Origin of the sequence: Herbaspirillum sp. WKF16, from assembly GCF_028993615.1 — a bacterium.
Classification (GTDB): Bacteria; Pseudomonadota; Gammaproteobacteria; order Burkholderiales; family Burkholderiaceae_D; genus Herbaspirillum.
In genome coordinates, this window is record NZ_CP118632.1 from 4,665,275 (window position 1) to 4,691,364 (window position 26,090).

Consider the following 26,090-nt stretch of genomic DNA (forward strand, 5'->3'; position numbering starts at 1 on the left):
TGATGGCGATGCAGTCCTTGCTGGAACAATACGGCCCGCGCGAATCGATGGAGTACGACGTGGTGATCGTCGGCGGCGGCCCGGCCGGGCTGTCGGCGGCGATCCGCCTCAAACAGCTGGGCGCGCAGGCCGGCCGCGAGGTCTCGGTGTGCGTCCTGGAAAAAGGCAGCGAGGTCGGCGTCCACATCCTCTCCGGCGCGGTCATGGATCCGCGCGCCCTGACCGAGCTCATTCCCGACTGGAAGGAACAGGGCGCCCCGCTCAACACCCCGGTCACCGAGGACCGCTTCCTTTTCCTCTCCGCCAGCAAAGCCTACAAGACGCCCTCGTGGATGCTGCCAGCCTGTTTCCAGAACCATGGCAACTACGTGATCTCGCTGTCCAACGTCACCCGCTGGCTGGGCCAGCAGGCCGAGGCGCTGGGCGTGGAGATCTTCCCGGGCTTCCCGGCCGCGGAGATCCTCTACAACGAGGACGGCTCGGTCAGGGGCGTGGCTACCGGCAACCTGGGCATCAACAAGGAAGGCGAACCCGGCCCCGAGTTCCAGCTGGGCATGGAGCTGCACGCGAAGTACACCTTCTTCGCCGAGGGCGCGCGCGGCCACCTGGGCAAGCAACTGATTGCGAAGTACAAGCTGGACGCCGGCCGCGATCCGCAGACCTATGCCATCGGCATCAAGGAGCTGTGGGAGATCAAGCCGGAGATGCACCAGCCGGGACTGGTGGTGCACACCGCCGGCTGGCCGCTGGCCAACGACACCTATGGCGGCTCCTTCCTGTATCACCTGGAGAACAACCAGGTGGCGGTGGGCTACGTGGTGGGCCTGGCGTACCAGAATCCTTACCTCTCGCCGTTTGAAGAATTCCAGCGCTACAAGACCCACCCGGAGATCCGCAAGTTCTTCGAAGGTGGCAAGCGCATCTCCTATGGCGCGCGGGCGATCACCGCCGGCGGCGTGCAGTCGCTGCCGAAACTGGTGTTCCCGGGCGGCGCCTTGCTGGGTTGCGACGCCGGCTTCCTGAACGCTTCGCGCATCAAGGGCAGCCACGCGGCGATCAAGAGCGGCATGATGGCGGCCGAGTCGGCCTTCCATGCGCTGGGCGAGCAGCGCCAGCACGACGAGCTGGTGGAATACATCGTTGCCTTCGAGGCCTCATGGCTGAAGGACGAGTTGCACAAGGCGCGCAACTTCAAGCCCTCGATGAGCAAGGGGCTGGTTACCGGCACGCTGCTGGTGGGCATCGACCAGGTGCTCTTCGGCGGCAAGGCGCCATGGACCCTGCGCCACACGCACGCCGACCACGAATGCCTGCGCCCGGCCTCGGACTTCGCGCCGATCGCCTATCCCAAGCCGGACGGCAAGCTGACCTTCGACCGCCTGTCGTCGGTGTTCATCTCCAACACCAACCACGGCGAGGACCAGCCGGCGCACCTGACCCTGAAGGACAGGAACGTGCCGGTGCAGGTCAACCTGGCCAGGTACGCCGGCCCCGAGTCGCGCTACTGCCCGGCCGGCGTGTACGAGTTCGTGAAGAACGAGGACAACTCCGACCGGCTGCAGATCAACGCCCAGAACTGCGTGCACTGCAAGACCTGCGACATCAAGGACCCGACCCAGAACATCGTGTGGGTGACGCCTGAGGGCGGCGGCGGGCCGAATTACCCGGCGATGTGATCAGCCGGCGAGCAGGGCCTCGGCCACATCCTCGGGGAACTGGTAGCGTCGCTCCGCTATCATCACCACGCCCTCGCCTTCCAGGCCGGGTCGCACGGGCGGCAGGCCGCCGGCGCGCAGGGCCTGGGCGCATCCGACCCAGTCGCCGCCATCAACCGGCCGGTTGAGCGACGCCCAGGACAGGCTGCCGCAGACGTTGTCGCCGAACCCGTGCAAGGTTCGCCAGTCGGCGCCGCGCGCCAGCAGGAAATGCGCAAGGGAGGCGTCGCCGCGGAAGACCGCCTGGTTGAGGGCGGAGCCGTCGATATCGCCGCCCCTCACTTCCAGCGGCCAGCCGCATTCCACCATGACCCTCACCGCCTCGCCGCAGCCTTGCGCCGCCAGCTCGGGCAGCATGCGCAGCCGGGGCGCATCGAGGCCGGCGATCACACCGGGATGGCCGGCCTGGATCGCGCGCGCCGCGGCGAGATCGCCGCGCGCGCAGGCGGCGACGAAGGCGTCGTCCACGGCCAGCGTCGCCCCGTGCGCATCGGCATGGCCGAGCAACCCGGCGACGTCGACGCGGCCGAAGCGCTGCGCCACGACATGGGCCGCTATGCCGTCGGCAGTGCGGGCATCGATGTCGGCGCCGGCGTCGATCAGGGCTTGAATGTGCGCGAGCGAACAACGGCGGCGGATCGCCCAGAGCAGCGGCGATCCCCACTCGGCGGTGGGCGGCCCCAAGGGCGCTTCGTTCGGATTGCCGCCATGGGTGAGCAGCAGCTGCAACGCAGCGGGACTGTCGAGGTCGAGCGCGCGGTAGATGGCGTTGGAGCCGGCGATCACGGCGCCGGCCTCAAGCAGCAGCCGGGTGCATTCGGGCGCTTCCAGCGAATGGTAGAGCGATTCGCCGTCGTCGGGATCGGCGCCGGCCTCGAGCAGCAGCCGGGTCAGTTGCGCATCGCGCGCCTTGCCGGCGGCGCCGCAGAGTGCGGACAATCGTTCGGCCTCGTGCGGATGCGCCACCGAGGCGGGAAACATCCGGTTGCCGATGGATTGGTTGGGCGAGGCCCCGGCGCCGAGCAGGAATGCCGCGCACGCGCGCACGCGCTCGCCGTAGCCGGCTTGCGTGGCCAGCGCCGAGTGGGTCACCGCCACCAGGGGCGGCAGGCGCAGCGGGCCGCCCGCGCGATGAATCCATGACGGATCTTGCGCGGTGGCGCGCCTCAGGGCTTGCTCGTCGCCGACGGCGCATGCCAGATAAGGGTCGTCGCCCGGCAAGGCCGGATCCTCCTCCAGCAGCCGCACGGCCACCGCCGCCCGGCTGGCGTCATTGCCGCCGGCGACATCGGCCGCATAGAGCGCCTGCAGCCAATGCCGCACGGCCAGGGCCGGATCGTCGGCCAGCGCCTGGCGCGCAAGCGCGAAGCCCTGCAGGTCGGCCCATGAAGGGAACCCGTATTCCCGCGCAAGGCAGGACTGGGCATCGTGCAAGCGCAGGGAGCGGGCCAGCAGGCCGGCGTCGTCCTGGCCGCGCGCGGCGGGCAGCGACTCGCGGAAGCGCTGCAAGGCGACGGCAGCGCCCTGGCGATAATCGGCCAGCAAGGCCTTTGCCTGTTTTTTCAAGTGCCCGATATCGGGCCGGGGGGGAATGCGTTTCATGGACACCTCCGTGCGTCAAATGCCGAAGATCCGCAACATCGGCTGCACAAAAGGCGTGAATGGGAAGACATGCACAAGTGGGTTCAACCCTTTCCGCGGATCCGGAGGCGTCTTGCACGCGTTGCGGATTATAAGATGCGGATATCCCCGCGTCCAGATTGCCCGGGGGATTATCAATCCCGGGTTGAAACTGAATGTCCGCCGCGCCCATCGCCAGCCGGGCCGGCTCCTGCGATACTGTCCCCGTGCAAACCCACTGTCGAAAGGAAGAACAATGCAAGGTCCCATCATCGTCGTCGCCACCATCACCGCCCGCCCCGGCCATCGCGAAGCCGTCACCGCCGCGCTGAAGAAGGCGGTGCTGCTGGTCAGGAGCGAACCCGGCTGCGAGCGCTATGACCTGCATCGCGACGACGCCGATGCCGACCGCCTGGTGATGCTGGAGCGCTGGGACAGCGCCGAGGATCTGGCGCGGCACGAGCAAGGCGAGCCGTTCAAGGAGCTGGTGAAGGAACTGACCGGGCGCGCCGACCTGGCGGTGAGCAAGCTGGAACAGCTGGCCTGATTCGCGGGCGCTCAGGCGCCCTGCCGATAGGCGCGGCTGGAGATCGCTACCGAGTTGCCGTCGGGATCCTTGGCGTTGGCGAAGGCATAGCCGTTGGCCTGGTGGACGCTGCCGAACTCCAGCCCTTGCCGTGCGCACTGCGCCTTGAACGCTTCCACATCGGGCACGCTGAACATCAGCTTCACGCCGGCCTGCCCCTGCTTGAGGCTCTTGGCGGCCTGGTGGATCAGGATGCCGGCGCCGGACTGCGGCGAGCTCAGTGCGATCAGGCCTTCGACCATCTCGCCGCTGGTCAGGAAACCGAAGTGCCTGCGGTAGAACTCGGCGCTGGCGGCGGGGTTTCTGGCGTAGATCAGGATGGTGTCGAGCTGGGGCGTCATGAAGGCTTTCGTTGTCGGCAATGCGCGGATGCGGCGATAGGCAGCGACTCTACCAAGAAAGTCTATTTTTTTCAGCAGTGCGGAGATGGCGGGCAGAGGGCTACCCGCCCCCATGACGGCCGACGCCATCTGCTCCATGTCGTTCCTGCGAAAGCCGGAACCCGGCGACTTGCGTGGCGCATCATGAGCACTGCACGCCGCTGCCGCCCAAGGAGCCCCTAGCCCGGCAAGCGCATCTCGTCGCGGATCCACTCCACCGCCGACGCATGCGCCGGCCGCCAGCCCAGCTCGCTGCGCGCGCGCAATGCCCGCACGCGGCTGTTCGAACCCAGCGAATAGCGCGCCTTGTTGAGGCCCCACAGCGCGATCGCCTCTTCCTCGCTCAGGTTCTCGATACGGCCGATGCCCATGCGGCCGGCAAGGGCCCCGGCCATCTCGGCGTAGGACGACTCGCCGTTCTCGGCGAAGTAGAAGCCCTTGCTGTCCGGCGCCTCCAGCGCCAACCGATACAGCGCGCACACATCCCCGATATGCACCGTCGCCCAACGGTTCACGCCGCGGCCGACGATCTTCATCACCCCGCTTTCCCGCGCCTGCGCCACCAGCGCGGGTATCTGCACGCTGTCCGGCTGCAGGCCGGTGCCGTGACCGTAGATCAGCGTGTTGCAGATGACGATGCCGCGCATGCCGGGCGCGGCCAGGATGCGCTGGTCGAGTTCATAGCGCGCCCATTTCTCGGCGCCGACCACCAGCGGCGTGTTCTCGTCGAACACCTGCGAGTTCAGCACGTTGCCGGCCGCGGCGTCGCCCACCTGGCTGGAGCCGCTGGTGTGCAGCAGGATCTTGCCGCTGCCTTCCAGCGCGCCGAGCAGCGCCTCGATGGCCGGACGGTGGTCGCTGCTGGCGCAGTTGATCACGGCGTCGGCGCGCCTGGCCTCGTCCGCGAGCAGGGCGCTGTCGTCCAGCGTGCCGGGCACCGGTTCGATGCCGAGGGCGCGCAGCGCTTCCGACTTCGACGCGTCGCGCGCAAGCCCGCGGATGGTGTGGCCGGCGGCGGCCAGGCTGCGTCCCGCGGAGCCGCCGATGTAACCGGTGGCGCCTGTGATGAAGATGTTCATTGGCGTATCGTTTGTGTTTTGAGGGAAGACGCCATCGTACACAAATTCGCGACGCAGGTTGACCGCGACGGGACGAAGGGCCACCATGAATGCCGACCTCAACTCTTCGCCACGCAATGACCCAACTCCACGGAGCAACCTATCGAGGCCGGCGCATCAGCGTGGCCTGCACCCCTGCGCGTGACGGCGACGTCGTCTGCGCGGTCAGCATCGACGGCGCCGGCTACCCGCAACTGCGCGGCAACCCCTTCGCCTCGTTGATTGCGGCGCAGGTGGCGGGCATCTCCTTCGCTCGCGCGATGATCGACGCCGAGCTCGACGCCGGCGTGGCGGAACACCGCGGCTACTTCATCCGCGTCTCCAGCAACGAACAGCGCGACGGCAGCTGGATCGGCAGCTACCACCTGCACCGCAACGACAATCCGGTGCCGTTCCGACGCGTGGCCTGCGAAGAACTGCGCGGCAACACGCCGGTGGAAGTGGAGGAATACGCAACGGCCTGCGCGCGGGCGGCGCTGGATGCGGAGGTGGCGGCGGGGAGGCTTTGAGGATGAATGGGGCGGGGATGCAAGCCCCCTCCTCCATGTCGTCCCTGCGAAAGCAGGGACCCAGCGTCGTTCAGCGGTCGTCGAGGCACGACAAAAGCCACTGGGTTCCTGCTTTCGCAGGAACGACAGGTAGTGAGAGTGTCTTGAACAAGCGAGGATGCCAGCCCCTCTTCCATGTCGTCCCTGCGAAAGCAGGGACCCAGCGTCGTTCAACGGTCGTCGAAGCACGACAAAAGCCACTGGGTTCCTGCTTTCGCAGGAACGACAGGCAGTGAGAGTGTCTTGAACAAGCGAGGATGCCAGCCCCTCCTCCATGTCGTCCCTGCGAAAGCAGGGACCCAGCGTCGTTCAACGGTCGTCGAAGCACGACAAAAGCCACTGGGTTCCTGCTTTCGCAGGAACGACAGGTAGTGAGAGTGTCTTGAACAAGCGAGGATGCCAGCCCCTCCTCCGTGTCGTCCCTGCGAAAGCAGGGACCCAGCGTCGTTCAACGGTCGTCGAAGCACGACAAAAGCCACTGGGTTCCTGCTTTCGCAGGAACGACAGGTAGTGAGAGTGTCTTGAACAAGCGAGGATGCCAGCCCCTCCTCCGTGTCGTCCCTGCGAAAGCAGGGACCCAGCGTCGTTCAACGGTCGTCGAGGCACGACAAAAGCCACTGGGTTCCTGCTTTCGCAGGAACGACAGGCAATGGGATGAGGGCAGTTGGCCCGGGGTGAGGGCGAAAAAAAGGCGGCTCAGGCCGCCTTTTTCCTTTTGGCCGGCGCCGGCTGGCCCTGCGACAGGATCGCCGCCAGCAATCCGGGGAAGCGGCTCTCGATGTCGGCGCGGCGCAGGGTGTTCATGTGCGAGGTGCCGGTGTTCTCGGTGAGCACCAGGCCCGACTCGCGCAGCACCTTGAAGTGGTGCGAGACGGTGGACTTGGGGCGGCCGCCGTCGAGCTCGCCACAGGTCGCGCAGGCGACGTGCGCCAGGTGGCGCACGATGTCCAGGCGGATCGAATCGCTCAGGGCGTAGAGCACGCGCTCAAGCACCAGTTCTTCGGCGGCGGGATGTTTGTAGGGTCGCATCAGCGGAATGATACACCTTGGGTTATACTGATTCTATAGTTCGAGTATATTCGAACTAACGAACAATATACCTGCAGGAAACAAACTTTCCACCACTGCAACGCCTTCGACGCCCCTCTTTATCAAAAGGCCAACATGTCCGCCCTGTTCCAACCGTTCAAACTCAAAGACCTCACCCTGCGCAACCGCATCGCGGTGCCGCCGATGTGCCAGTACATGGCCGTCGACGGCCGCGTCAACGAGTGGCACCTGTCGCACTACGCCAGCATCGCCCGCGGCGGCGCCGGCCTGGTGATCGTGGAAGCCACCTCGGTGGCGCCTGAAGGCCGCATCACCCCGGGCTGCACCGGCATCTGGTCCGACGAGCTGGCGCAGGCCTTTGTGCCGGTGGTGCAGGCCATCAAGGCGGCCGGCGCGGTGCCGGGCATCCAGATCGGCCACGCCGGCCGCAAGGCCAGCGCCAACCGCCCGTGGGAAGGCGACGACCATATCGCCGCCGGCGATGCCCGCGGCTGGGACACCATCGCTCCCTCCGCCGTCGCGTTCGGCCGCGGCCTGCCCAAGGTTCCCAAGGCCATGGACCTGGACGACATCGCCCGCGTGCGCCAGGACTTCGTCGACGCCGCCGTGCGCGCCCGCGACGCCGGCTTCGAATGGCTGGAACTGCACTTCGCCCACGGCTACCTGGCGCAGAGCTTCTTCTCGGCGCATTCCAACCAGCGCGACGACATCTACGGCGGCAGCGTCGAGAACCGCGCGCGTTTCCTGCTTGAAACCCTGCGCGCGGTGCGCGAGGTGTGGCCGGAACACCTGCCGCTGACGGTGCGTTTCGGCGTCATCGAGTACGACGGCCGCGATGAGCAAACCCTGCAGGAGTCGATCGGCGTGGTGCGCGAGTTCAAGGCCGCGGGCATGGACATGATCAGCGTCACCATGGGCTTCACCATTCCCGACACCAACATCCCCTGGGGCCCGGCCTTCCTCGGCCCGATCGCCGAGCGGGTGCGCCGCGAGGCGGACGTGCCGGTGTCGTCAGCCTGGGGCTTCGGCACGCCGGAGATCGCCGAGCGCGTGGTCAAGGAGGGGCAGCTGGACCTGGTGATGGTGGGCCGCGCCCACCTGGCCAACCCGCACTGGCCTTATCAGGCTGCCAAGGAACTGGGCCTGGAGCGTGCCTCGTGGACGCTGCCGGCGCCCTACGCGCACTGGCTGGAACGCTACTGATGAGCCGGCGCCGACCGGCGCCGCCGCATTTCAACCCGCTTCACCCCGCCACGCCGCGCCTCGGGAATTGCCTGAGGCGCCGGCGCGGTTTCTAGGGGAATTCACTAAAGCCATCGTGGACGCCTTTCCCTAAGATGAAACCATCGAAAGGAGCTCACCATGTTCACCACCTTCCTGATGGCCGCAGTCCTCTTTACCCTGATCGCAGTGGCCGGCACGGCCGTCGGCGTCTACCTGTTCGCCGAAGCCAAGTGGAACAAGCATCCGCTGGCCCGCTGCAGCTACCGCCGCGCCGCCAGCTTCGCTTCGGCCTGATGAATTTCCGCGCGGCGCCCTGGCGGCGCGGCGCAAGCAACACGGGATCTGCCGCCGACGACGGCAAACCCTGCAGATGTCTCCTCTGAATCCTGTTGGATTTGGTTTTATGCCCCCGGCTTGAGTCTCCGGGGGCTTTTTTTTTGCCCGGCCGCGGCGATCAGTAGAACAGCAAGGCGATCAGCGGCACGCTGGAGGCCAGCAGGCAGCCCAGGAAGGCGGCGAGGAACAGCAGTTTTTTCTTTCGGGTGGCCATGGACGATCCGGCAATGATGAGTGGGACGAGACCGAAGTGTACAGGCCCCGCCGCGCTCAGGCCATGCCGTTGCGCCCGAACCTGCGGTAGCCCTCGCGGGTTTCCAGGAGATCGCAGTAGGCGGCCACGGCCGGCAACTCGGGACGCGCGAAGGGCGTGGCGAACCAGCGCACCAGCGACAGCCCGACCGGGATGTCGGCCAGGGTGAAGGCCGGGCCGGCGACGAAGGCGCCGGTCTGCCGCAACTGTTGTTCCAGCACGCGCATGAAGCCGCTCCAGCTCTCCAGCGAGGACGCCACCTGCTGCGCGTCGCCGTGCGCGGGCGACTTGCGCACCAATGACATGAAGGCATAGCTCCAGGCGCGGTTGAGGTCGCTGGCCTGCCAGTCCATCCACTGGTCGATGCGGGCGCGCTCGCGCGGCGGCGCCGGGTAGAGGGAGCCGTCGCCATACTGGCCCGCCAGGTAGCGCAGGATGGAGTTCGACTCCCACAGCACGAAGCCGCCGTCGTCGATCACCGGCACCATGGCGTTGGGATTCATCGCCAGGAAAGACGGTTCGCGCGTCGAGCGAAAGCCCGCGCCCCAGTCCTGGCGCGCGTAGTCGATGCCGAGTTCGGCGCAGGCCCACAGCACCTTGCGCACATTGATGGAACTGTCCTTGCCGTAGATCGTGAGCACGCGCCCCTCCGTGTTGTATCGATCCCAGACATTAGCAGCTGCGCAAGGGCGGCGACATATACAGTTGCGCGCCGGCGCAGGGCCGCGCTGTTTCGTCTGCGCAAGTGGCCCGGTGGAAAATGCCCGAACTGTACCGGGCAGCGCGCGCCCGCGCGCATTAGACTCGCCACTCCAGTCATTCCGACCGTTCCGGCACGCCCATCATGTCACCGTCCAACATCGCCAGGCTCCTGCTGCTGGCCGCCATCTGGGGCACCAGCTTCATGCTCATGCGCATCGCGGCGCCGGTGTTCGGCCCCATGCTCACCACCTTCGGCCGCGCCTCGCTGGCGGCCATCGTGCTGCTGGCCTACGCCAGGTCGCGCGGCGTGCGGCTGGACTGGCGCCGCAACTGGAAACCCTACCTGGTCATCGGCATCGGCAACACGGCGCTGCCGTTCTCGCTGTTCGCCTGGTCGGCGCTGCACATCCCCTCCTCCTACATGGCGACCATGAACTCGCTGGCGCCGGTGTTCACCGCCGCCTTCGGCTTCCTGTTGCTGGGCGAGCGCCTGACGGCGGTGCGCCTGGGCGCCTTCGTGCTGGGCCTGTCCGGGGTCGCGGTGCTGGTCGGCGTGGGGCCGGTGCCGGCCGACGCGATGGTGGTGCTGGGCGTGCTGGCCGGCATGGGCGCGGCCGCCAGCTATGGCTATGCGGCGACCTATACGCGCATGCGCGGCGCCGGCATCTCGCCCATCGCGATGGCTTGCGGCAGCCAGTTCGCCGCCGCGCTGTGCCTGGCGCCCTTCGCCGCGCCGGGCGTGCCGCATGCGCTGGCCGCCGGCACCCTGCCCGCGCTGCTGGCGGTGCTGGTGCTGGGCGTGGTGTGCACCGGCGTCGCCTATGCGCTGTTCTTCCAGCTGATCTCCTCCGAGGGCGCGACCAAGGCCATCACCGTCACCTTCCTGGTGCCCATGACCGCCTCGCTGTGGGCCTGGCTGCTGCTGGACGAACCGGTCACCGCCGGCACCGTGGCCGGCATCGCCATCGTGCTGACCGCGACCGCGATCGCGTTGCGCGCCAAGCCGGCGGGGGCGCGCAAGGCGGCGGCCTGAACGCCGTCGCCGGAAAATAAAAAACGCCGCAGATCGCGGCGTTTTTTCATCGTCCCACGACAGGCTTACCAGCCGTATTTGACGCAGGCCTTGCGATAGGCCAGTCCCGCCAGCGCCACGTCTTCCAGGCCGATGCCGATGGCCTTGTAGATGACGATGTCGTCGGCGCCGCGCTGGTAGGGCGCGCTGCCGTCCACCGCCTGCGCCAGCTCCATGACCTGGTCCCAGTCGAAGGTGCCGGGGGCGCATTGCACCAGGTCGCCGGCTTCCTGCCGGGCCTGCGGCTTCCACTCGACGAACAGGGCGGCCGCGCGCGCAATCGCGGTGTCGTCCAGCTCGCGCACGTTGGCCTTGGAAGCGCCGACCGCCGCCACGAAGGCGCCCGGGCGCAACAGCTTGCCGTCGAACAGCGGCGTGGCCGCGCGCGTCACGGTGACCAGCACATCGGCGCTGCGCGCGGCCTCGTCGATCTCGACCACGCGCGCCGGCACGCCCAGGGTGCGGGTGATTTCCTCGGCCAGTTCCTGCTGGCCCGACAGGCCGGCCACCAGCACCTCCTTGAACTTGCGCACCTGCAGCAGCGCCGGCACGTGCGAACGCGCCTGCACGCCGGTGCCGATCACGGACAGCACCGCGGCATCCGGACGCGCCAGCGCATCGCAGGCCACCGCGGTGGCGGCGGCGGTGCGCAGCCCGGTCATGGTGTCGCCCTCGATGGTGCACAGGGGCGCGCCGGTCTCGGTGGAGAACAGCTGGATCACGAACTTGAACTGGCCCTTGATGGTGGTGTAGACCTTGGCGCCGGCAATGCCGGCGGCGGGAATCACGGCGCCCATCATCGACAGCATCACGCCGTTGGAGGCGCTGGTGCGCACGCGCCCCTGGTGCGCGCCGTCGGCCGCGCCGGCGAAGGCCTCGCGCATCGAGGCGATGGCGCCTTCGGTGGTGAGCAGTTCGCTGATCTGCTGGTTGCTGAGGAATTTCATGTGCGGCTCCTTGGTTTGCTTGAATGAGGGCGGCGCAGATTGCGCCCATGCGGCGTTATTGCGGCCCGTGTTCGGATTTGAGGTAGTTCCAGATGCGGTCGATGTCGGGGCTGGCGCCGTCCACCCGGCGATAGACGCGGATATCCATTTCGTCGCACCACAGGCCCTGCTCAAGCGCCTCGCGGTCGTTGGGCGCGATGGCCAGCGTCAGCTTGCCCTCGGCGATCTCGCGCGCCACCGCGCTGGCCGGCAACCAGGCGATGCCGTGGCCTTCCACGGCCATGCTCTTGAGGCCCTCGGCCAGGTCGGTCTCGAAGCGGCGGAACAGGTGCACCCGGCGCGGGCTGGTGTGCAGCGCCTTCTCGACGATGCGCGAGAGCGAGGAATACGGTGAATAGCTCAGGAAGGGCTGGGGATCGTTGGGCGTGCCGGGCAGCACGTACTTGGGCGCGCCGCCGGGCATGGTCTTGACGTAGGGGCGCAGCGGCTCCTTGCCCAGCGACAGCACGTCATAGCGCTCGGGGTCGAGCGCGATGCCCTGTTGCCGATGGTCGTAGCAGATCAGCAGGTCGCAGTTGCGCTCCACCAGCGACATCACGGCATCGTGCACATTGCCGGCCATGACGGTGGTGGCGATCGCGCCGACCTTCTTCTCGATCTCGGAGAGCAGCTTGGGGAACAGCGTGAGCAGCAGCGTGTGCGGCATGGCGAAGCGCACCGCCGACTGCGCGCCGGCCAATTGCCCGCGCAGCACCAGGCGCGCCTGCATCGACTGGTTGAGCATTTCCCTGGCGATCGGCACGAAGGACTCGCCGGCCGGGGTCAGCGTGCAGGGATAGGAGGAGCGGTCGAACAGCTCGGCGCCCAGCCAGGTCTCCAGCGAGCGGATGCGGCGCCCGAAAGCCGGCTGCGTAACATTGCGCAGCTTGGCCGAACGGCTGAAATTGAGCGTCTCGACCACCGAGAGGAAGTCCTCGACCCATTTGATTTCCATCGTTGCCTGCCTCTCTGGCGCGCCGGCGCTGTTATCCGCGCGCGGCATCCCGTTGCGTCCGGCCCGCGCTTGCGCGCAGGGCCGGCCCCTTTGACCCGGCAGCAACTATACCGAAACGGCACCGCCGGCGTCCCATGCCGTTTTGGCATGAGGCGCGCCGGAGGCGGCGTTGCGGCGCGTCCTCAGGCGGCGTTGGCGCGCAGCTCCTGCAACACTTGCACCGATGTCGCCAGGCGCAGGCCGGCCGCCTGCATGGCGGCCAGGAAATCGCGGTGCTGCTGCTCGAAGCCCGCCACCGGGCTCATGCAATCGGTCACCAGCACCAGCCGCGCGCGGCCGGCGGCGTCGAGGTTCTGGGCGATGTGCTCGGTGGTGGCGCGCACGCAGTGACTGCCGGCCTCGCCGGCGATGTAGACCGCATCGGCCCGGGCCAGCTCGCCGATGAAGGGCAGGTTGAGCTGGGTGTCCGGATCGTCGGCGTCGGGCACTTCGGCCTGCACCGCCGAGTAATGCTCGGTCCAGGGATTGCTGCCCTTGCGCAGCTTGGCCGCCACGCGCAGCGTCGCATCCTCCCAGCGGTTATAGGCGGCCCGCACGTCGGCATGGACGTCGCCGCCCCAGCTGCCGATCTCGCAATGCACCGGCCACACCATCAGGCGGTAGCGGCCGCTGGTTTCCAGGGCGTCGAGATAGGCCAGCGCGCGCGGCAGCGATTGCCCGTCGCGCGGCGCGAACTCGCCGGCGCGCACCTGGGCCGCTTCGATCTGGGTGAAGGGCGCCACCGGCGCGCCGTCGCCGCGCCGCCAGAAGGTTGGATGCGCGATATCGAGCCGGTGATGCGAATCGAGCGTGATGCTGATGGCCGACAAGCCGGCCCCGCCCTCGTCGATCAGCCGCGCCACGCGCTGCATGTCGGCATGGGCGCCGGCCACCGGCAAGGCCGGCGCCTGCGCCCGGCCCTGTACGGGATCCGGCGGCAGATGGGACGCGGGCAGGTCGCAGAAGTCATTCTGCGGATCGATGAGGAGCAGGTGGAGCTGGCGTGGCATGGCGGACGTTCCGGAAGCGGGTGGCGTGAAGCCTCCAGTCTAGATCACTTTTCCGGCTGCCAGAAAGACGCAAGCCCGATGCGGACGATTTCCGCATCGGGCTCGATGGCGCAACAAAAGAGGAACGTCGCCTCAGGCGCAGCAGTTGCCGTCGATATGGTCATCGCGCGTCGCGCGCGAGGCTTCACGGCGGCTGCGCACGCGTTGCGAAACGCGGTGCAGTGCGCGCTGGGTCAGCATCATGCTCAGGGTGCCCATGCTGAACTCGGCCGCGATCAGCAATCCCACCAATGCGGCGAATTGCAGGTAGACCCGCGGATAGAGAGCCGTGCCCCGCACGAACAATTGATGCAACATGATGGTTCCTCTTTTCTTGTTTTACTTGCTGGTGGATAGAACAGCCGAAGGAGGGATGCGCCGGCAGGACTCAACCGCCCGCATCCTTCCTCCCGCCGGATCAGGCGCCGGTGTACAGCGCGCCTTGCGAACCTGCGGTTTGCAGGCCGCGGTTGGCAGGAGCCGAGGTCACGGCCGGGAAGACCGAGTCCACCTGGTTGGCCAGGCCTTGTTGCTGCGCCTTGGCCAGCTCGGCCTTCACGGCGGCGCGGGTGGTGTGCGACACGAAAGGCTTTTCAACCGGATACGGTGCCTCGGCGAAAGCCAGGGACGAAGCGGACAGGGCCAGGGCGGCGGCGACGATATACTTTGCAGACATGATGTTCTCCTTTTGGGTGTTCACGAATTAGGGTTGCGGGTACATGTTTCGGTTGTGTGAGATGACATGTGCCTCTCTCTCAGAACCGCATCGTTTCTTGCGTTGCGATGTCGTTCATCGATGACTGCAGTGTAGGGATGAGCCGCCGCCGGAAAAACATGCCGAACAGGAATTGAGTGTTCTGCGAAGTGGAACAATCGCAAACGCCTATCGCGGCCATAGAAACAACGCTATCGGCAAACGCCCTGCAAATCCGCCGCAAATCCAGGCCCGTCAAGCCTTGCGCTGCGGGTGCCGGTTTTTGGGTCGGGATGCTTCCGCGACGAGACCCTCGTTTTGATTATTTCTTGTTATCACAAACGGAAATGACGCCAGCCAACGTGCCACCCGGCATCGGCAGCGCAGGCTGCCGGCCGGGATGGGCATGGAAAGTGCTTGGAAGATGGCGCCGCATCGGCCCAGGTCCCCTCCGGCGACTTGCCGTGCGCACACCATCCACATCCGAGGGGAGACCATGCCTGCCGCCGATACCGCACCGCCGCTACCCGCTTCCACGGCGCTGAACGAACATGACGCCACCTTCCGCCGCGTGGCCTGGCGCATCGTGCCCTGCGTCACGCTGATCTGGTTCCTGGCCTGGGTCGACCGGGTCAACGTCGGCTTCGCCAAGCTGACCATGATGAGCGACCTGCACTGGTCGGACGCCGTCTATGGCGCCGGCGCGGGCATCTTCTTCATCGGCTACTTCCTGTTCGAGGTACCGAGCAACATGCTGCTGCAAAAGATAGGCGCGCGCAAAACCATCATGCGCATCACCATCGGCTGGGGTGTGATCTGCGTGGCCATGGCCTGGGTGCAGACGCCGGGCCAGTTCTATTTCCTGCGTTTCCTGATGGGCGCCTTCGAGGCCGGCCTGCAGCCGGGCGTGATCCTCTACCTCACCTACTGGCTGCCGGCGCACCGCCGAGGCAAGGCGCTCTCGGTGTTCGTCTCGGCCTCGGCGGTGTCGCTGATGATCGGCAGTCCGCTGGCGGCCTACATCATGGAGCTCGCGCAGGGCGCCTTCGGCATGCAGGGATGGCAATGGCTGTTCATCATCGAGGGCATCCCCTCGGTGCTGGCCGGCATCGCCGCGTTGTTCATCCTGACCGACCTGCCGTCGCGGGCGAAATGGCTGTCCGAGCGCGAGAAGGCCCACATCGCCGCCGAGATGGCCGACGAGGAGCGCCAGCTCGGCCCGCGCGAGCACAGCTTCCTGGCCTCGCTCAGGAGCGCGAAGATCTGGCTGCTGATCGGCGTGTTCTTCTGCATCATCGCCGGCAACGCGACGCTGGTGTATTACGGGCCGAGCCTGGTCAAGGAAGTCGGCTTCACCGACATCAAGACGCTGGGCTGGATCATGGGCGGCATCTACGCCTGCGGCTGGGGCGGCATGGTCTTGAACGGCTGGCTCTCGGACCGGCGCCAGGAAACCCGCCTGCACACGGCAGCGGCCGCCGCCATCGGCGCCGTCGGCCTGTTGCTGGCCGCCTGGTGCGTGGGCGAGAAGAACGCCGCCGGGCTGATCGTGGCGCTGGCGCTGTCGTCGGCCGGCACCATGGGCGCGATCCCGATCTTCTGGCAGTTGCCAGGACAGTACCTCTCCGGCAACGCCATCGCCATCGGCCTGGCGGTCATCAATTCGGTCGCCAACCTGGCCGGCTATTTCTCGCCGCAACTGCTGGGCTATCTCAAGACCAGCACCGGACGCTATACCCAAGGCCTGGCCGGCATCGCGCTGGTGGAGATGCTGGGCGCGCTGCTGATCCTCGGTTTCATCGGCACGCGCGCGACCGCGCGGCGCAACTGATCAGGAGCGGTCGCGCGATCGCTCCAGGTTCTGCCGATCGAGCATCTGCTCGGCGTCGCTCTCGCCGCCCGGGCGCAAGCCGGTGCGGCCCTTGCCGCGCGTCTCGCCGAGCTTGTCGTCGCGCGCGGCCGGCTCGGGCGCGTGGCGGGCGTCGGGCTTGTCTTCCAGCGCGCTGTCGGAATGGATTTGGGTCTGGTGTTTCATGATGGTCTCCTCGCATTGCGGCGGCATGCCGCGCTTCAGGTCCATTGCCGCTGGCTGACCCGCAGCGGTTGGGTGTACTCCTCGAACTGGCGTTGCTGCTTGCGACGCGGCGGCGCGTCGGGCGCGGCCTGCGGACGCCGGCCGGCGTCGCCGCCATCCTTGTCGTTCTCGTCGCGCCTCTCGTCGGCGCCTTGGTCGCCACTATGGCGGCTGCGTCCCAGCGTCTTCTTCAGGCGCTTGCGCACCGGGTCGTCCGGATGGTCGCCCATGCGCACGAACTCCTGCTTCAGGCGCGTCAATTCCTCATCGGACAGGTCTTCCACGTCAACCATGCTGTTGCGCGCGCCCTGGATGGCGCGGATGAGCTCGTCCAGCTTGAGCTGCGTGGCCTCGGCGTCGCGGTTCTGCGCGTTCTGGATCAGGAACACCATCAGGAAGGTGACGATGGTGGTACCGGTATTGATGAGCAGCTGCCAGGTGTCGGAATACCCGAACAGCGGCCCGGTGACGGCCCACAGCACGATCACGGCCAGCGCCGTGACGAAGGTCCAGGACGCGCCGACCACCCGCGAGCAGGCGACGGAAAATCGATGGAAAAGGTCCGGGGTATTCATGGCGCTGCTGTCTCCACATGCGTTGTCGGCGCACGCGGCGGCGCCCATCATGCATGCAGTATCGGCGGCGCGCCGGGGCGGCGCCAAGCGGACAACACCTCTGCCGTGTGTAGGAATGCCGGTCGCCGCAAACGATCTCAGGCGACGTTCTTGTAGGGACCGGGACGGCCGCTCTCGTCGGCCATGATCTGCATCTCTTCCAGGCGGTGGCGCAGCTCCTGCCATTGCAGCGGCGACGCCAGCTCATCGCTCACCCCCTCCCTGCCGGGCGCGCCAGCCGTATCTTCCGCGGAAACGCGCACGGCGCGCACCTGCCAGCGCCGCTCCAGGGCGACGAAGGCCGCGATGGATGCCAGCAGGCACACCACGCACAGCCCCAATACGAGGTAGATCGCATATTGCATGATCGTATCCATCCAACCCATCCCGCGCGCCGCTCCCTGCCGTGTTGATTTCGAAGGCCGCATGGTAGCGGCCCGCGCTCGATGGCGGCATCAGGAAATGACTGAGTGGACAAGCACGCAACAGTTTTCTCAAGGGAACACCGCCGGGAACCGCATGCCGCCAATCCCTGTCTGGTTCTGAAAGCCCGACAAAGGAGACCGCATGACCACCGCTGCCGGCGCCAGCGACATCCCATCCCGCCTCGACCGCCTGCCATGGTCGCGCTGGCACTGGCGCGTGGTGATCGCGCTGGGCATCGCCTGGGTGCTGGACGGCCTGGAGGTGACCCTGGTCGGCTCCATCGGCGGCGTGCTGGAGCGCCCCGACACGCTGGGCCTGGATCCGGCGCAAGTGGGCTGGACCGGCTCGCTCTACATCGCCGGCGCCGTGCTGGGCGCGTTGCTGTTCGGGCGCCTCACCGACCGCCTGGGCCGCAAGAAGCTCTTCATGGTGACGCTGGCGGTTTATATGATCGCCACGCTGGCCACCGCCTTCGCCACCGACTTCCTGTTCCTGGCGCTCTGTCGCTTCGTCACCGGCCTGGGCATCGGCGGCGAATACGCCGCCATCAACTCCGCCATCGATGAGCTGATCCCGGCGCGCGTGCGCGGGCGCGTGAACCTCATCATCAACGCCAGCTTCTGGATAGGCGCGGCCTTGGGCGCGGGCCTGTCGCTGGTGATCCTGGACGAACGCGTGCTGGGCCCGGCCCTGGGCTGGCGCGTGTGCTTCCTGCTGGGCGCGGTGCTGGCCGTGGCCATCATCCTGGTGCGCCGCCACGTGCCGGAGAGCCCGCGCTGGTTGCTGATGCACGGCCATCACGCGCGCGCGGAAGAAGTCGTGGCCGGCATCGAGGCGCAGGTCGCCGCCGAACACGGCGCGCTGCCCCCGCCCGAAGCGCGGCCCGACGCGCGCCGCGCCGGCAGCGGCATGCTGACCCTGCGCGAGATCGCCGCCATCCTGCTGCACCGCTACCGCGCGCGCAGCCTGATGGTGGCGCTGATGATGATCGCGCAGGCTTTCGTCTACAACGCCATCTTCTTCACCTACTCGCTGGTGCTCACGCGCTTCTACCAGATCCCCGACAACCGGGTGGCGCTCTACATCTTCCCCTTCGCGCTGGGCAACGTGCTCGGCCCCATCCTGCTCGGCCACCTGTTCGACAGCATAGGCCGCCGCCGCATGATCGCCGCCACCTACCTGCTCGCCGGCGCCGGCCTGGCCGCCACCGCCTGGGCCTTCAACGCCGGCCTGCTCACCGCGCTCACGCTGGCGCTATGCTGGAGCGCCGTTTTCTTCGTCGCCTCCGCCGCCGCCAGCTCGGCCTACCTCACGGCCAGCGAAGTCTTCCCCCTGCAGATGCGCGCAATGGCCATCTCGATCTTCTACGCAGTAGGCACCGGCGTAGGCGGCTTCATCGCCCCGGTGCTGTTCGGCTGGCTGATCGCCAGCGGCGACCGGCACGCGGTGGCGGCAGGTTATGCGCTGGGCGCCGTCCTGGCGCTGATCGCCGGCTTGTGCGCGTTGCGGTTTGCGGTGGATGCGGAGAGGCGGGGGTTGGAGGAAGTGGCGGAGTTGGAGTGAAGACTTATTGGTCTGATTAAAAGTGCCTTCTCTCAGTCCCATTATTCACGTGTCGGGGACGTGCTGAACAAATTATGGCGGAGCCTTATTGCTTTAGTACCGGGCCTTGGTCCAGCCCGAGGGGTTCACTCCAAACATGGGTTCAACTTAGGATATAAATTTCCGGGAAAAGTGGGGCAGTTTTCGATGCAACTCAACAACCATTCTAAAGAGACCTTATTGGACCCATTACTTCACCACAGAATAGTCTGGTCTTCTCATCGGTTGCTGGTTCGAATCCACAATAGAATTTTGGAACTTCAGAGTTCTTTGCGAGTATTTTTGCACCAGCGGCAAGGCCTCGAAGAGCCTCTTCTCGATCACTTTCTATAACATCGGCACTATCGAATATAAGTGACACATCATTCGAATTTTGATACCGAAGAATACGTATTACAGGCCGATTAATTAATACCCCGCCAATAGAAATTTGATCTGCTCTTATAAAAACAGATACTGCGGTTTCCGCTTCCCATAGAGACGTTAGGTAATTCTCGTCAATTACATTCAGCTCACACACGCCCAGTTCGCTGTGTGAAGATCCAATGACAACTCCCCCTTTAAGCAGATCATCCACAAGATGTTTAACCGCACCGTTTTGCACGGCTTCAAAGATTAGTTCCACAAGTCCGTTCATATATTTAATCTAAAAATCCTTTGAATGTGCGATCCATATTCAGACGGACACCACGTCCATCTGGAAGACGCTTCTCCATAAATGAAATCCCATTTCCTGATTCTTTCTTTAAAAACTCTCCTGGACCGCGAATTATCTCTCGCAACTGCTGCATACCTTGCTCATTCCACGTTTTCGTTGAACCTGTAATATCTCCCCATAAATCAGGATTTCGCCCCGCGTGTTTAGACAACGCATGTCCCACGACTGTAGTTCCCTTATATTCTTCCTGTGCCGATGAGATCATTATCTTGGTTTCAGAGATTGACAAGCCCCATGACGCGTCCTTTGCACCATCGGCTTTTTGCCTAGACGGCACCCGTCCCACAGCACCTGTCGCGCCCAATCCACCAACCGCAGTCATCGCATCCGCAAAAGCTTTCTCTTTCTCCGCCGCCGTCCACTGATCGTACGGAATCACCTTCCGAAGCTGCCGCTGAGTCTCTTCCAAGGCCGAGTTCATTCTCGAAATCTGCTCGCTGTTGGAGATATATTCCTGCGTCTCGATCTCCGTCAGCTTTTGCTTGCCTTGATAGGACTTGCGATCCAGTTCTTCTTGCCTTGCCAATGTCGTCTGCAAGTCGCCAGCGATCTCATCCCGATTCGCACGACAGGTTTCGGCGTCAGTACATTTACGTCCCTGGCGCTCACGGCCTAGCTGGTTGTATTCCTTCTCCACGTCGCGACGGCATTGCGAAGGGTTTCCGCTGGTGGCGCAGTCAGCTTTTGCCTTGAGCTTCTGCTGATCTTCTTCGTGCTTGAGGTAATTGTTGGCAGTCTGGTTAAAGCCGCTGGCAGCGCCTTGCACGCCGCCGACCGTTGCCCCTACGGCGGCTCCCGTGGCGGCGATGAGTCCCTTGGTCACGCCCTCAGGCAAGCCCATCGATTTGATCGCGTCCGCGATCTGGGGCATTGTTGCTGCGGTGACGCCTGCTCCCGCCGCGCCGGCTACACCTCCTGACAAGCCTCCCGCCAAGGTGTGCAGGGCCACGCGATAGGCGCCGCCTTCTTTCCATTTCTCGATGGCTTCCGTATCTCCTGAATCGACAGCCTTCTTGAGTTGGGCGCCGGCGTAGTCGCCGATTGCCTGTGATGCCTGCTTGCCGAATGCTTCCGTGATCTTGGCCTGCGCCTCCACATCCTCCTGCAACTGCCTGCCATCCCATTTCTTCACCAGGGCCTTGCTGCTGTCCTTGTCGCTCCTGACCTTGGTGTCGCCGGCGATGCCCGAGACGCCTGCGGTGGTCACGCTGCTTTCGCTGCCGCTGGCGCCGCCTACGCCGACGCCGGCGCCGTTCAAGATGGATCTGCCGCCGTTGTTGCCGGCACCTGCGCTGACGCTCTGGCTCTCGGCCTTGTATTCGCTCTTGTTGTTGATGTCGCTGGTGGCCAGGCTGGCCGTCTGCAACCGGTTCTTGCCCTCCTCCACCGCCTTGTCGGTGCTGGCGATCTTGGCGCCCTTGAGGTCGGTCTTGCCGGCCACCTTAACCTGGAAGCCGTCGTCTCCCGCGTTGATGGCGCTCTGTTCGGTGACGCTCTGGTAGTTGCCGTCGACCCGGCTGCGGCTGGCGTTGATGCTGCCGGAGACGCCCCTGCCGGGGCCGGCCGAGAGGCTGCCGCCCAGGCTCTGTTGCCGGCTCTGGTAGGTGCTGCTGTCTTGCTGGCTTTCGATGGCGAGGTTGCCGCCGATGTCGGCCACGACTTGCTTGCCCTTGGCTACTGCGCCCTTCAGGGTGGTATCGCCACCGGAGCTCATCGTCAGCGTATTGCCGGCGCTGACCTGGGTGTTGGTGTGGCTGACATCGCTGCCGTCGCCCTTGCCACGACCGCCCGAGGCGGCCACGTTGAACATCAAGCCGGAGGTGCCGACGGAAGCGCCCACACTCATCGAACTGTTACTGTTGCTGCTGTGTTGTTCGCTGGTGCTGCGCGATGCGCTCAGGTTGATCTGGTTGTCGGCGTTCAGGAGGACGTTGCGGCCTGCCTCCAGCTTGCTGCCTTGCACGTTCAGGTTGCTGTCCCGGCCGGCACCCTTGGCGATGATGCTGAGATCGCCGCCGGCCAGCGCTGCCGATCCGACGGCAGTAGTGCTGTGCTGCTCGCTGTGGCTCTGGCTCTTCGACGTTCCCAGCGAGACCGCCAGGTCGATGCCGCCAGCCAGCGCCTTGCTCTCGCCCACCTGAGTTGCCGTGTTGGCGATGGTCAAGGCGGCTGCGCCCGCCGCCAGGCCTTTCATGCGGCTGTCCTTGACCTTCTCCGAGGCCTGCTTCAATTGCTGCACCGCCTGCGCGGCCGAGAGCACCGGATTGACGATCTGCAAGCTGACGCCGGTTTGCTTGAAGCGCGTGTCCTGCGTGGCGTCGGCGGTGTCGATTGCCGCGCCGATGTCGATCTTGCCGGCCTGGATGCGGAGGTCGCCTTGCGGCGCCACGACATGGCTGCCGGCCTGCGTGTAGGCTTGGCCGGACACAACGTTCACGTTGCCGTTGACGGCGCCGATGGTGCTGGCGTTGTGGTTGACCTGCCGGCTGGCCTGCTCGTTTTCCAGGGTGCGGCTGCCGATGGTGACGCCAACGCCGCCGCCGGAGAGCAGGCCGGAGCTCTTCTCGACCTTGCTGTAGGTCTGGCTCTGGACGTTCTCGCTGGCGAGGATGTCGATGTTGCCTTGCGCCGCGAGCTGCGTGCCGGCGCTGGAGACCACGTTGCTACCGGCAACGCGGATGTCCCGGCCCGCCTGCAGGTTGACGGTGTCACCCGAGAAGGTCGAGCCGATGGCCTGCGTGCCGGTTTGCTTGTCCTTGCTGTGCATGCTGCTCGAGGTGAGCGGCCCGGAGGAGGAGATATAGACCTCCTGGTCGTAGCTGCCGGCTTGCGCGGCCGCGCCGATGCTGATGTTGCCGCCGGCGGTGGCAGTGATGGCCTTGTCGCTGTTGACGTATGCGGCTTGCGCATTGAGATCGTTGCCTGCGGCCAGCGCCGTATTGCCGCCGCTGCGCATCGTCGTGCCGTTGGCCTGCTCCTGCTTCTTGTAGAGATGGTTCCTGTCGTCGTAGGTGACCTTGAGTTCTTCCTGCGTCTTGACCGCGTTCAGGTTCAGGTTGTTGCCGGCGGTCAGCGCGGCGTCGCCTGTGGTGTTGACGGCGGCGGCGTTGAGGTTGATGTCGCGCTGCGCTTGCAGCCAGAGCGTGCCGGCGTCGACGCCGCCGCTGCGCTCCAGGGCGACCTGCGTGCCGTGGACGCTTTGGCTGGTATTGGCGATCGTGCCGATGTTGGCGTCGCGTCCGGCCACGATGGCCACGCGGTTGCCGCTGATCGTGCCCGACCGGTTGTTGAAATCGCGGCCTGTCCTCAGCGTTGTCGTGCCGGCGCCGGCGTCACTGGCCATCGTGCCCAGGGTGTTGTCGATGTCCTGCGAGGCGGCGATGGCCAGCGTGGTGTTGGCGCGCAGGGTGCCTGCATTGGCCAGGCTGCCGTTGATGCGCAGGTCGATGCTGTCGGCGGCGATCAGGGCGCCGGTGGGCTTGAGGTCCTGCTCGCGCAGGCGGGACAGGTACACCTTGGGCACCAGCGCTTTCTGGGTGGAGCCGTCAGGCAAGCTGACGTCTTGCTCAACCAGCCACACCAGGTCGCTGGTCAGTTGCGCCATCTGCGCCGCCGACAGGGCAATGCCCGGGGCCAGGCCGAAGCGTTGCCCATAGGTCACGCCGGCGTCCATCAATGCCCGGTACTGGTCTTCGTCGCTGGCGTAGGCGCCGAGCTGCTTGCGTCCGGTCAGCCTCAGGATCTGGTCGTTGACCAGTTGCTGCTCGTAGTAGCCGTCGCCCAGGCGCTTTTGTGCGCGCTGCGGATCCATGGCCAGGCGGCCCAGTTGATAGTCGCTGGAGAGGAAGAGGCGATAGTTGACGAAGGCCGGGTCGGTTTCGATGTAGTGCGTGCTGCCGGGGGCCGTCCCCGGACGATAAAGCTGGCTCGATGCCAGCAGCGCCACCTGCGGCGCCTGGCCGGCGGCGGGATTGGCGCGGCTGTCCGGTGTAGTGTGGGCTTGCGCCTTCCAGATACCCAGATCGAAGTGGGTGACCGGCAGGTCGTAGCTGGGATAACTGATGCTGTCTTTGTTGCAGGTCCTTGTACCGCCGGCACAGCTCTTGGTGGTGCGGTGTATGGAGACAACATCGCGGTGAACGTGGATCTCCCCCTGAGGATTGGTGCCGCCGTTGCTGGCGCCATCGATCGTTCCATTGAGCGCACCGCCTGCCACGATGGCGCTCTTGTCGTTGGTCACCGTGCCGCCGGAGAACAGCATATCGCCACGCGAGACAATCTTGCCCGGATCGCTTGCCGTGACGACGGTGCTACGGGTGGTCTCGGTGATCTCGCGGATGGTGTAGTGGTTGAAGCGCCCGCCGGTGTCCCGCACCACGAGCTGCATCACGCTGCCATCCGGCTCCAGATAAACCGCGTCAGCGGCGTAGACGTGGCTGTAGCCGTCGATCTCGTACTCGGTCCAGCTACGTGTCTTGCTCGGATCAAGCTGAAGCTCACTGGCAAAGTGCGCATTGGCGTTCAACAGCGCGGCGCTGGCAATCGTCAGCTTGCCGCCGGCGTCGATGGCGGCCGAGCTGTTGGTGACGCTGGCGGCTTTGCCCACCGCCTTGCCATTGCCGTCCAATGCGCCGCCGATGGCGATATCGCCATCGCTCTTGATCAACGCATGCTCGCGATTGACGATGTTGGCCGCGCCGATGTTCAGGCTATTGCGCGCGGCGATCACGCCGGCCGGGACGTTATCGCCGTAGACGCCTTCGTGGTCGTTAGTGACGCTCCTGGCGGCAATGGCGACATCCTCGCCATAGATGCGGCCGGTGTTGACGATGCCCTGTTCGGCTTGCAGCAAGGTCGTTTGGCCGGCAAAGAGCAGCCCGTCCTTGCGGTTGACGATATTGGCGGCCCGCACGCTCACATTGCCGCCTGCGGCCAATTCCCCCTGGTTGCTGAAGTCGCCCGTGGTGGCGATGGCCAGGTCGCCGGCCGCGCCGATGGCGTCGCCCTGCGCGTGGGAGAAATCGCTGCGCAGTCCCAGGCTGGCGTTGCGGTTGCTGCGGATCTCGCCGGCGGTATTGCCGAGCGCGCCGGCCGCGAGGGCCAGGTCGCCGCCGGACAGGATTTTCCCGCCGGCGTTGTCGATCACGCCCGCCTGCAACGCCATGGCCGCGCCCGAGGACAAGGTGGCGCGGTTCACGATGGCTTCGCCGCTGCCGATGCGCATCGCTGCGGCGGCGCTCGTGGGGCCATGGAGCGTGACCTTGCCCGCGCTGTCGATCTCGAACTCCCCGGCCGAGGCCATCTTGCCGTAGCTCCTCACGCCCACCCCGGCCTCGGTGCCGATCAGCCGGATGCGGTTGGCGTACATGCCGCCGATGGCGGCCACGTCCAGCGCCACCGTCGGCGCGCCGCCCGCGCCGGCAATCACCTGCACGCCCAGGTTGGCGTAGTCGACCCGGTTGGCGCCGGTGATCACGTTGGCGCGATCGGCCCACAACGCGGCGTTGAGCTGCACGCTGCGCGCGATCAGGTCGACCTGGGCGGTGCCGCTGTCGTTGAAGCCCTCGCCGCCGACGGCGATGCTGCCCTGCGTGACCCGCAGCGCCTCGAGCGCGCCGCCGCTGCCGAAGACCGGCGTGCCGGTGGTGAGGGTGCCGCGGCTGGCGTTGATGAAACCGAAGCCGTCGACCAGGATGCCGTTGGGATTGGACACCACCACGTCGGCCCGCTGGCCGGCCACTTCCAGGTAACCGCGCAGCTGGCTGGGGTTGGTGCTGTTGACCTCGTTGACGATCAGCCGCGCCGGCTTGCCGCCCAGGCTCGGGTTGGCGCCGACCCAGCCGCCTTGCTGCGTGAGCGCGTTGCCGGTGGCGTTGTTGAGGAGGGCGCCGCCGCGCCCGATGTTGAACTGCTGGTACTGGTTATGCGATACGCCGGCCGCATTGGGCGCCACGATCTGCACCAGCGCACGGCCGTTGGCGGTGCTGTCGATCACCGGACGGTGCGGGCCGGATGGGGCGGCGACGATCTGGGCGCGGGCGTCCGGCGGTGCGATGGCGCCATGCATGACGACGATGGCGCCAATCAGCGAAATGAGGCGGAGGTGGAGACGGACGCGGGATGGGCTCGGCTTGTTCACTGGCGGATTCCGGATTGGAAGGACTCCGAAGAGTCGAGCAAATCGCCAGCGAATCCAATAGAAGAAATACGAACTCTTGAGCTTCCGTTAAATCTCGGAAAATTACGGCGCACATTTCAGCCGCCAGCGATGGGCGAGCGACGGCGAATTCCCTATGATCGACGGCCTTGGCACTCTCCATGCCAGCCGT

Annotated in this window: 23 protein-coding genes; 8 read left to right on the top strand and 15 right to left on the bottom strand. The window is 66.1% G+C overall.

Annotated features, from left to right (window positions below; genetic code table 11):
• The first annotated feature begins 8 nt into the window (after positions 1-8).
• Positions 9-1,676 (top strand): electron transfer flavoprotein-ubiquinone oxidoreductase, encoded by a 1,668-nt coding sequence (locus Herbaro_RS21055; protein ID WP_275011549.1) that lies wholly within the window; start codon positions 9-11, stop codon positions 1,674-1,676.
• Here the strand turns inward: Herbaro_RS21055 and Herbaro_RS21060 are convergent, their stop codons facing one another.
• Positions 1,677-3,317: an ankyrin repeat domain-containing protein gene (locus Herbaro_RS21060; protein ID WP_275011550.1), complete on the bottom strand. Its 1,641-nt coding sequence runs from the start codon at positions 3,315-3,317 to the stop codon at positions 1,677-1,679.
• A gap of 274 nt (positions 3,318-3,591) precedes the next feature.
• On the opposite strand from Herbaro_RS21060, the gene Herbaro_RS21065 reads away from it, so the two are divergent.
• Entirely contained in the window at positions 3,592-3,882 is a 291-nt protein-coding gene (locus tag Herbaro_RS21065; protein ID WP_275011551.1) for a putative quinol monooxygenase, read from the top strand.
• Between the two features lie 11 nt (positions 3,883-3,893).
• On the opposite strand, the gene Herbaro_RS21070 is transcribed toward Herbaro_RS21065, so the two are convergent.
• Complete coding sequence (locus Herbaro_RS21070; protein WP_275011552.1) at positions 3,894-4,262, bottom strand: VOC family protein; 369 nt, start codon at positions 4,260-4,262, stop codon at positions 3,894-3,896.
• Positions 4,263-4,480: 218 nt separating this feature from the next.
• Complete coding sequence (locus Herbaro_RS21075; RefSeq protein ID WP_275011553.1) at positions 4,481-5,380, bottom strand: NAD-dependent epimerase/dehydratase family protein; 900 nt, start codon at positions 5,378-5,380, stop codon at positions 4,481-4,483.
• Positions 5,381-5,496: 116 nt separating this feature from the next.
• Here Herbaro_RS21075 and Herbaro_RS21080 point away from each other — a divergent pair, with 116 nt between their 5' ends.
• Positions 5,497-5,928: a hypothetical protein gene (locus Herbaro_RS21080; protein ID WP_275011554.1), complete on the top strand. Its 432-nt coding sequence runs from the start codon at positions 5,497-5,499 to the stop codon at positions 5,926-5,928.
• Between the two features lie 735 nt (positions 5,929-6,663).
• On the opposite strand, the gene Herbaro_RS21085 is transcribed toward Herbaro_RS21080, so the two are convergent.
• A complete protein-coding gene (locus Herbaro_RS21085; protein WP_275011555.1) occupies positions 6,664-6,996 on the bottom strand; it encodes an ArsR/SmtB family transcription factor in 333 nt (110 codons plus the stop codon).
• A 135-nt stretch (positions 6,997-7,131) separates the two neighbouring features.
• Here Herbaro_RS21085 and Herbaro_RS21090 point away from each other — a divergent pair, with 135 nt between their 5' ends.
• Both Herbaro_RS21090 and Herbaro_RS21095 read left to right on the top strand, forming a co-directional pair.
• Positions 7,132-8,220, top strand: coding sequence for an NADH:flavin oxidoreductase/NADH oxidase (locus Herbaro_RS21090; RefSeq protein WP_275011556.1), 1,089 nt, complete (start codon positions 7,132-7,134; stop codon positions 8,218-8,220).
• A gap of 159 nt (positions 8,221-8,379) precedes the next feature.
• Entirely contained in the window at positions 8,380-8,535 is a 156-nt protein-coding gene (locus tag Herbaro_RS21095) for a hypothetical protein (RefSeq protein ID WP_275011557.1), read from the top strand.
• A gap of 312 nt (positions 8,536-8,847) precedes the next feature.
• Here the strand turns inward: Herbaro_RS21095 and Herbaro_RS21100 are convergent, their stop codons facing one another.
• Positions 8,848-9,471: a glutathione S-transferase family protein gene (locus Herbaro_RS21100; RefSeq protein ID WP_275011558.1), complete on the bottom strand. Its 624-nt coding sequence runs from the start codon at positions 9,469-9,471 to the stop codon at positions 8,848-8,850.
• Positions 9,472-9,674: 203 nt separating this feature from the next.
• Between Herbaro_RS21100 and Herbaro_RS21105 the strand changes: the two genes are divergently transcribed.
• Complete coding sequence (locus Herbaro_RS21105; RefSeq protein ID WP_275011559.1) at positions 9,675-10,565, top strand: DMT family transporter; 891 nt, start codon at positions 9,675-9,677, stop codon at positions 10,563-10,565.
• 65 nt (positions 10,566-10,630) lie between these two features.
• Here Herbaro_RS21105 and Herbaro_RS21110 read toward each other — a convergent pair whose 3' ends face one another.
• The 5 genes from Herbaro_RS21110 to Herbaro_RS21130 all read right to left on the bottom strand — a co-directional run bounded on the left by Herbaro_RS21110 (position 10,631) and on the right by Herbaro_RS21130 (position 14,309).
• Complete coding sequence (locus Herbaro_RS21110; protein ID WP_275011560.1) at positions 10,631-11,551, bottom strand: ornithine cyclodeaminase family protein; 921 nt, start codon at positions 11,549-11,551, stop codon at positions 10,631-10,633.
• Positions 11,552-11,606: 55 nt separating this feature from the next.
• A complete protein-coding gene (locus Herbaro_RS21115; RefSeq protein ID WP_275011561.1) occupies positions 11,607-12,545 on the bottom strand; it encodes a LysR family transcriptional regulator in 939 nt (312 codons plus the stop codon).
• 182 nt (positions 12,546-12,727) lie between these two features.
• Positions 12,728-13,594, bottom strand: a complete 867-nt coding sequence (locus Herbaro_RS21120; protein ID WP_275011562.1) for a cysteine hydrolase family protein — start codon at positions 13,592-13,594, stop codon at positions 12,728-12,730.
• Positions 13,595-13,726: 132 nt separating this feature from the next.
• Entirely contained in the window at positions 13,727-13,951 is a 225-nt protein-coding gene (locus tag Herbaro_RS21125; protein ID WP_275011563.1) for a hypothetical protein, read from the bottom strand.
• 100 nt (positions 13,952-14,051) lie between these two features.
• Positions 14,052-14,309: a DUF4148 domain-containing protein gene (locus tag Herbaro_RS21130; protein WP_275011564.1), complete on the bottom strand. Its 258-nt coding sequence runs from the start codon at positions 14,307-14,309 to the stop codon at positions 14,052-14,054.
• A gap of 514 nt (positions 14,310-14,823) precedes the next feature.
• On the opposite strand from Herbaro_RS21130, the gene Herbaro_RS21135 reads away from it, so the two are divergent.
• Complete coding sequence (locus Herbaro_RS21135; RefSeq protein WP_275011565.1) at positions 14,824-16,158, top strand: MFS transporter; 1,335 nt, start codon at positions 14,824-14,826, stop codon at positions 16,156-16,158.
• On the opposite strand, the gene Herbaro_RS21140 is transcribed toward Herbaro_RS21135, so the two are convergent.
• The 3 genes from Herbaro_RS21140 to Herbaro_RS21150 all read right to left on the bottom strand — a co-directional run bounded on the left by Herbaro_RS21140 (position 16,159) and on the right by Herbaro_RS21150 (position 17,380).
• On the bottom strand, positions 16,159-16,362 hold the full coding sequence (locus Herbaro_RS21140; RefSeq protein ID WP_275011566.1) for a hypothetical protein: 204 nt from the start codon (positions 16,360-16,362) through the stop codon (positions 16,159-16,161). It lies immediately after the preceding gene.
• Positions 16,363-16,397: 35 nt separating this feature from the next.
• Complete coding sequence (locus Herbaro_RS21145; RefSeq protein WP_275011567.1) at positions 16,398-16,976, bottom strand: low affinity iron permease family protein; 579 nt, start codon at positions 16,974-16,976, stop codon at positions 16,398-16,400.
• A gap of 137 nt (positions 16,977-17,113) precedes the next feature.
• Positions 17,114-17,380, bottom strand: a complete 267-nt coding sequence (locus Herbaro_RS21150) for a hypothetical protein (RefSeq protein WP_275011568.1) — start codon at positions 17,378-17,380, stop codon at positions 17,114-17,116.
• Between the two features lie 202 nt (positions 17,381-17,582).
• Between Herbaro_RS21150 and Herbaro_RS21155 the strand changes: the two genes are divergently transcribed.
• Entirely contained in the window at positions 17,583-19,004 is a 1,422-nt protein-coding gene (locus Herbaro_RS21155; protein ID WP_275011569.1) for an MFS transporter, read from the top strand.
• Between the two features lie 205 nt (positions 19,005-19,209).
• On the opposite strand, the gene Herbaro_RS21160 is transcribed toward Herbaro_RS21155, so the two are convergent.
• Both Herbaro_RS21160 and Herbaro_RS21165 read right to left on the bottom strand, forming a co-directional pair.
• The gene (locus Herbaro_RS21160) at positions 19,210-19,680 is read right to left on the bottom strand and encodes a Cdi1I family immunity protein (RefSeq protein ID WP_275011570.1); all 471 of its coding nucleotides are present in this window, start codon (positions 19,678-19,680) and stop codon (positions 19,210-19,212) included.
• Between the two features lie 4 nt (positions 19,681-19,684).
• A complete protein-coding gene (locus tag Herbaro_RS21165) occupies positions 19,685-25,900 on the bottom strand; it encodes a hemagglutinin repeat-containing protein (RefSeq protein ID WP_275011571.1) in 6,216 nt (2,071 codons plus the stop codon).
• Between the last annotated feature and the right edge of the window lie 190 nt (positions 25,901-26,090).

Coding starts and splice junctions, on each gene's coding strand:
- Herbaro_RS21055 (WP_275011549.1), top strand. CDS start 9: ATGCAGTCCTTGCTGGAACAATACGGCCCGCGCGAATCGATGGAGTAC.
- Herbaro_RS21060 (WP_275011550.1), bottom strand. CDS start 3,317: ATGAAACGCATTCCCCCCCGGCCCGATATCGGGCACTTGAAAAAACAG.
- Herbaro_RS21065 (WP_275011551.1), top strand. CDS start 3,592: ATGCAAGGTCCCATCATCGTCGTCGCCACCATCACCGCCCGCCCCGGC.
- Herbaro_RS21070 (WP_275011552.1), bottom strand. CDS start 4,262: ATGACGCCCCAGCTCGACACCATCCTGATCTACGCCAGAAACCCCGCC.
- Herbaro_RS21075 (WP_275011553.1), bottom strand. CDS start 5,380: ATGAACATCTTCATCACAGGCGCCACCGGTTACATCGGCGGCTCCGCG.
- Herbaro_RS21080 (WP_275011554.1), top strand. CDS start 5,497: ATGACCCAACTCCACGGAGCAACCTATCGAGGCCGGCGCATCAGCGTG.
- Herbaro_RS21085 (WP_275011555.1), bottom strand. CDS start 6,996: ATGCGACCCTACAAACATCCCGCCGCCGAAGAACTGGTGCTTGAGCGC.
- Herbaro_RS21090 (WP_275011556.1), top strand. CDS start 7,132: ATGTCCGCCCTGTTCCAACCGTTCAAACTCAAAGACCTCACCCTGCGC.
- Herbaro_RS21095 (WP_275011557.1), top strand. CDS start 8,380: ATGTTCACCACCTTCCTGATGGCCGCAGTCCTCTTTACCCTGATCGCA.
- Herbaro_RS21105 (WP_275011559.1), top strand. CDS start 9,675: ATGTCACCGTCCAACATCGCCAGGCTCCTGCTGCTGGCCGCCATCTGG.
- Herbaro_RS21110 (WP_275011560.1), bottom strand. CDS start 11,551: ATGAAATTCCTCAGCAACCAGCAGATCAGCGAACTGCTCACCACCGAA.
- Herbaro_RS21115 (WP_275011561.1), bottom strand. CDS start 12,545: ATGGAAATCAAATGGGTCGAGGACTTCCTCTCGGTGGTCGAGACGCTC.
- Herbaro_RS21120 (WP_275011562.1), bottom strand. CDS start 13,594: ATGCCACGCCAGCTCCACCTGCTCCTCATCGATCCGCAGAATGACTTC.
- Herbaro_RS21125 (WP_275011563.1), bottom strand. CDS start 13,951: ATGTTGCATCAATTGTTCGTGCGGGGCACGGCTCTCTATCCGCGGGTC.
- Herbaro_RS21130 (WP_275011564.1), bottom strand. CDS start 14,309: ATGTCTGCAAAGTATATCGTCGCCGCCGCCCTGGCCCTGTCCGCTTCG.
- Herbaro_RS21135 (WP_275011565.1), top strand. CDS start 14,824: ATGCCTGCCGCCGATACCGCACCGCCGCTACCCGCTTCCACGGCGCTG.
- Herbaro_RS21140 (WP_275011566.1), bottom strand. CDS start 16,362: ATGAAACACCAGACCCAAATCCATTCCGACAGCGCGCTGGAAGACAAG.
- Herbaro_RS21145 (WP_275011567.1), bottom strand. CDS start 16,976: ATGAATACCCCGGACCTTTTCCATCGATTTTCCGTCGCCTGCTCGCGG.
- Herbaro_RS21150 (WP_275011568.1), bottom strand. CDS start 17,380: ATGCAATATGCGATCTACCTCGTATTGGGGCTGTGCGTGGTGTGCCTG.
- Herbaro_RS21155 (WP_275011569.1), top strand. CDS start 17,583: ATGACCACCGCTGCCGGCGCCAGCGACATCCCATCCCGCCTCGACCGC.
- Herbaro_RS21160 (WP_275011570.1), bottom strand. CDS start 19,680: ATGAACGGACTTGTGGAACTAATCTTTGAAGCCGTGCAAAACGGTGCG.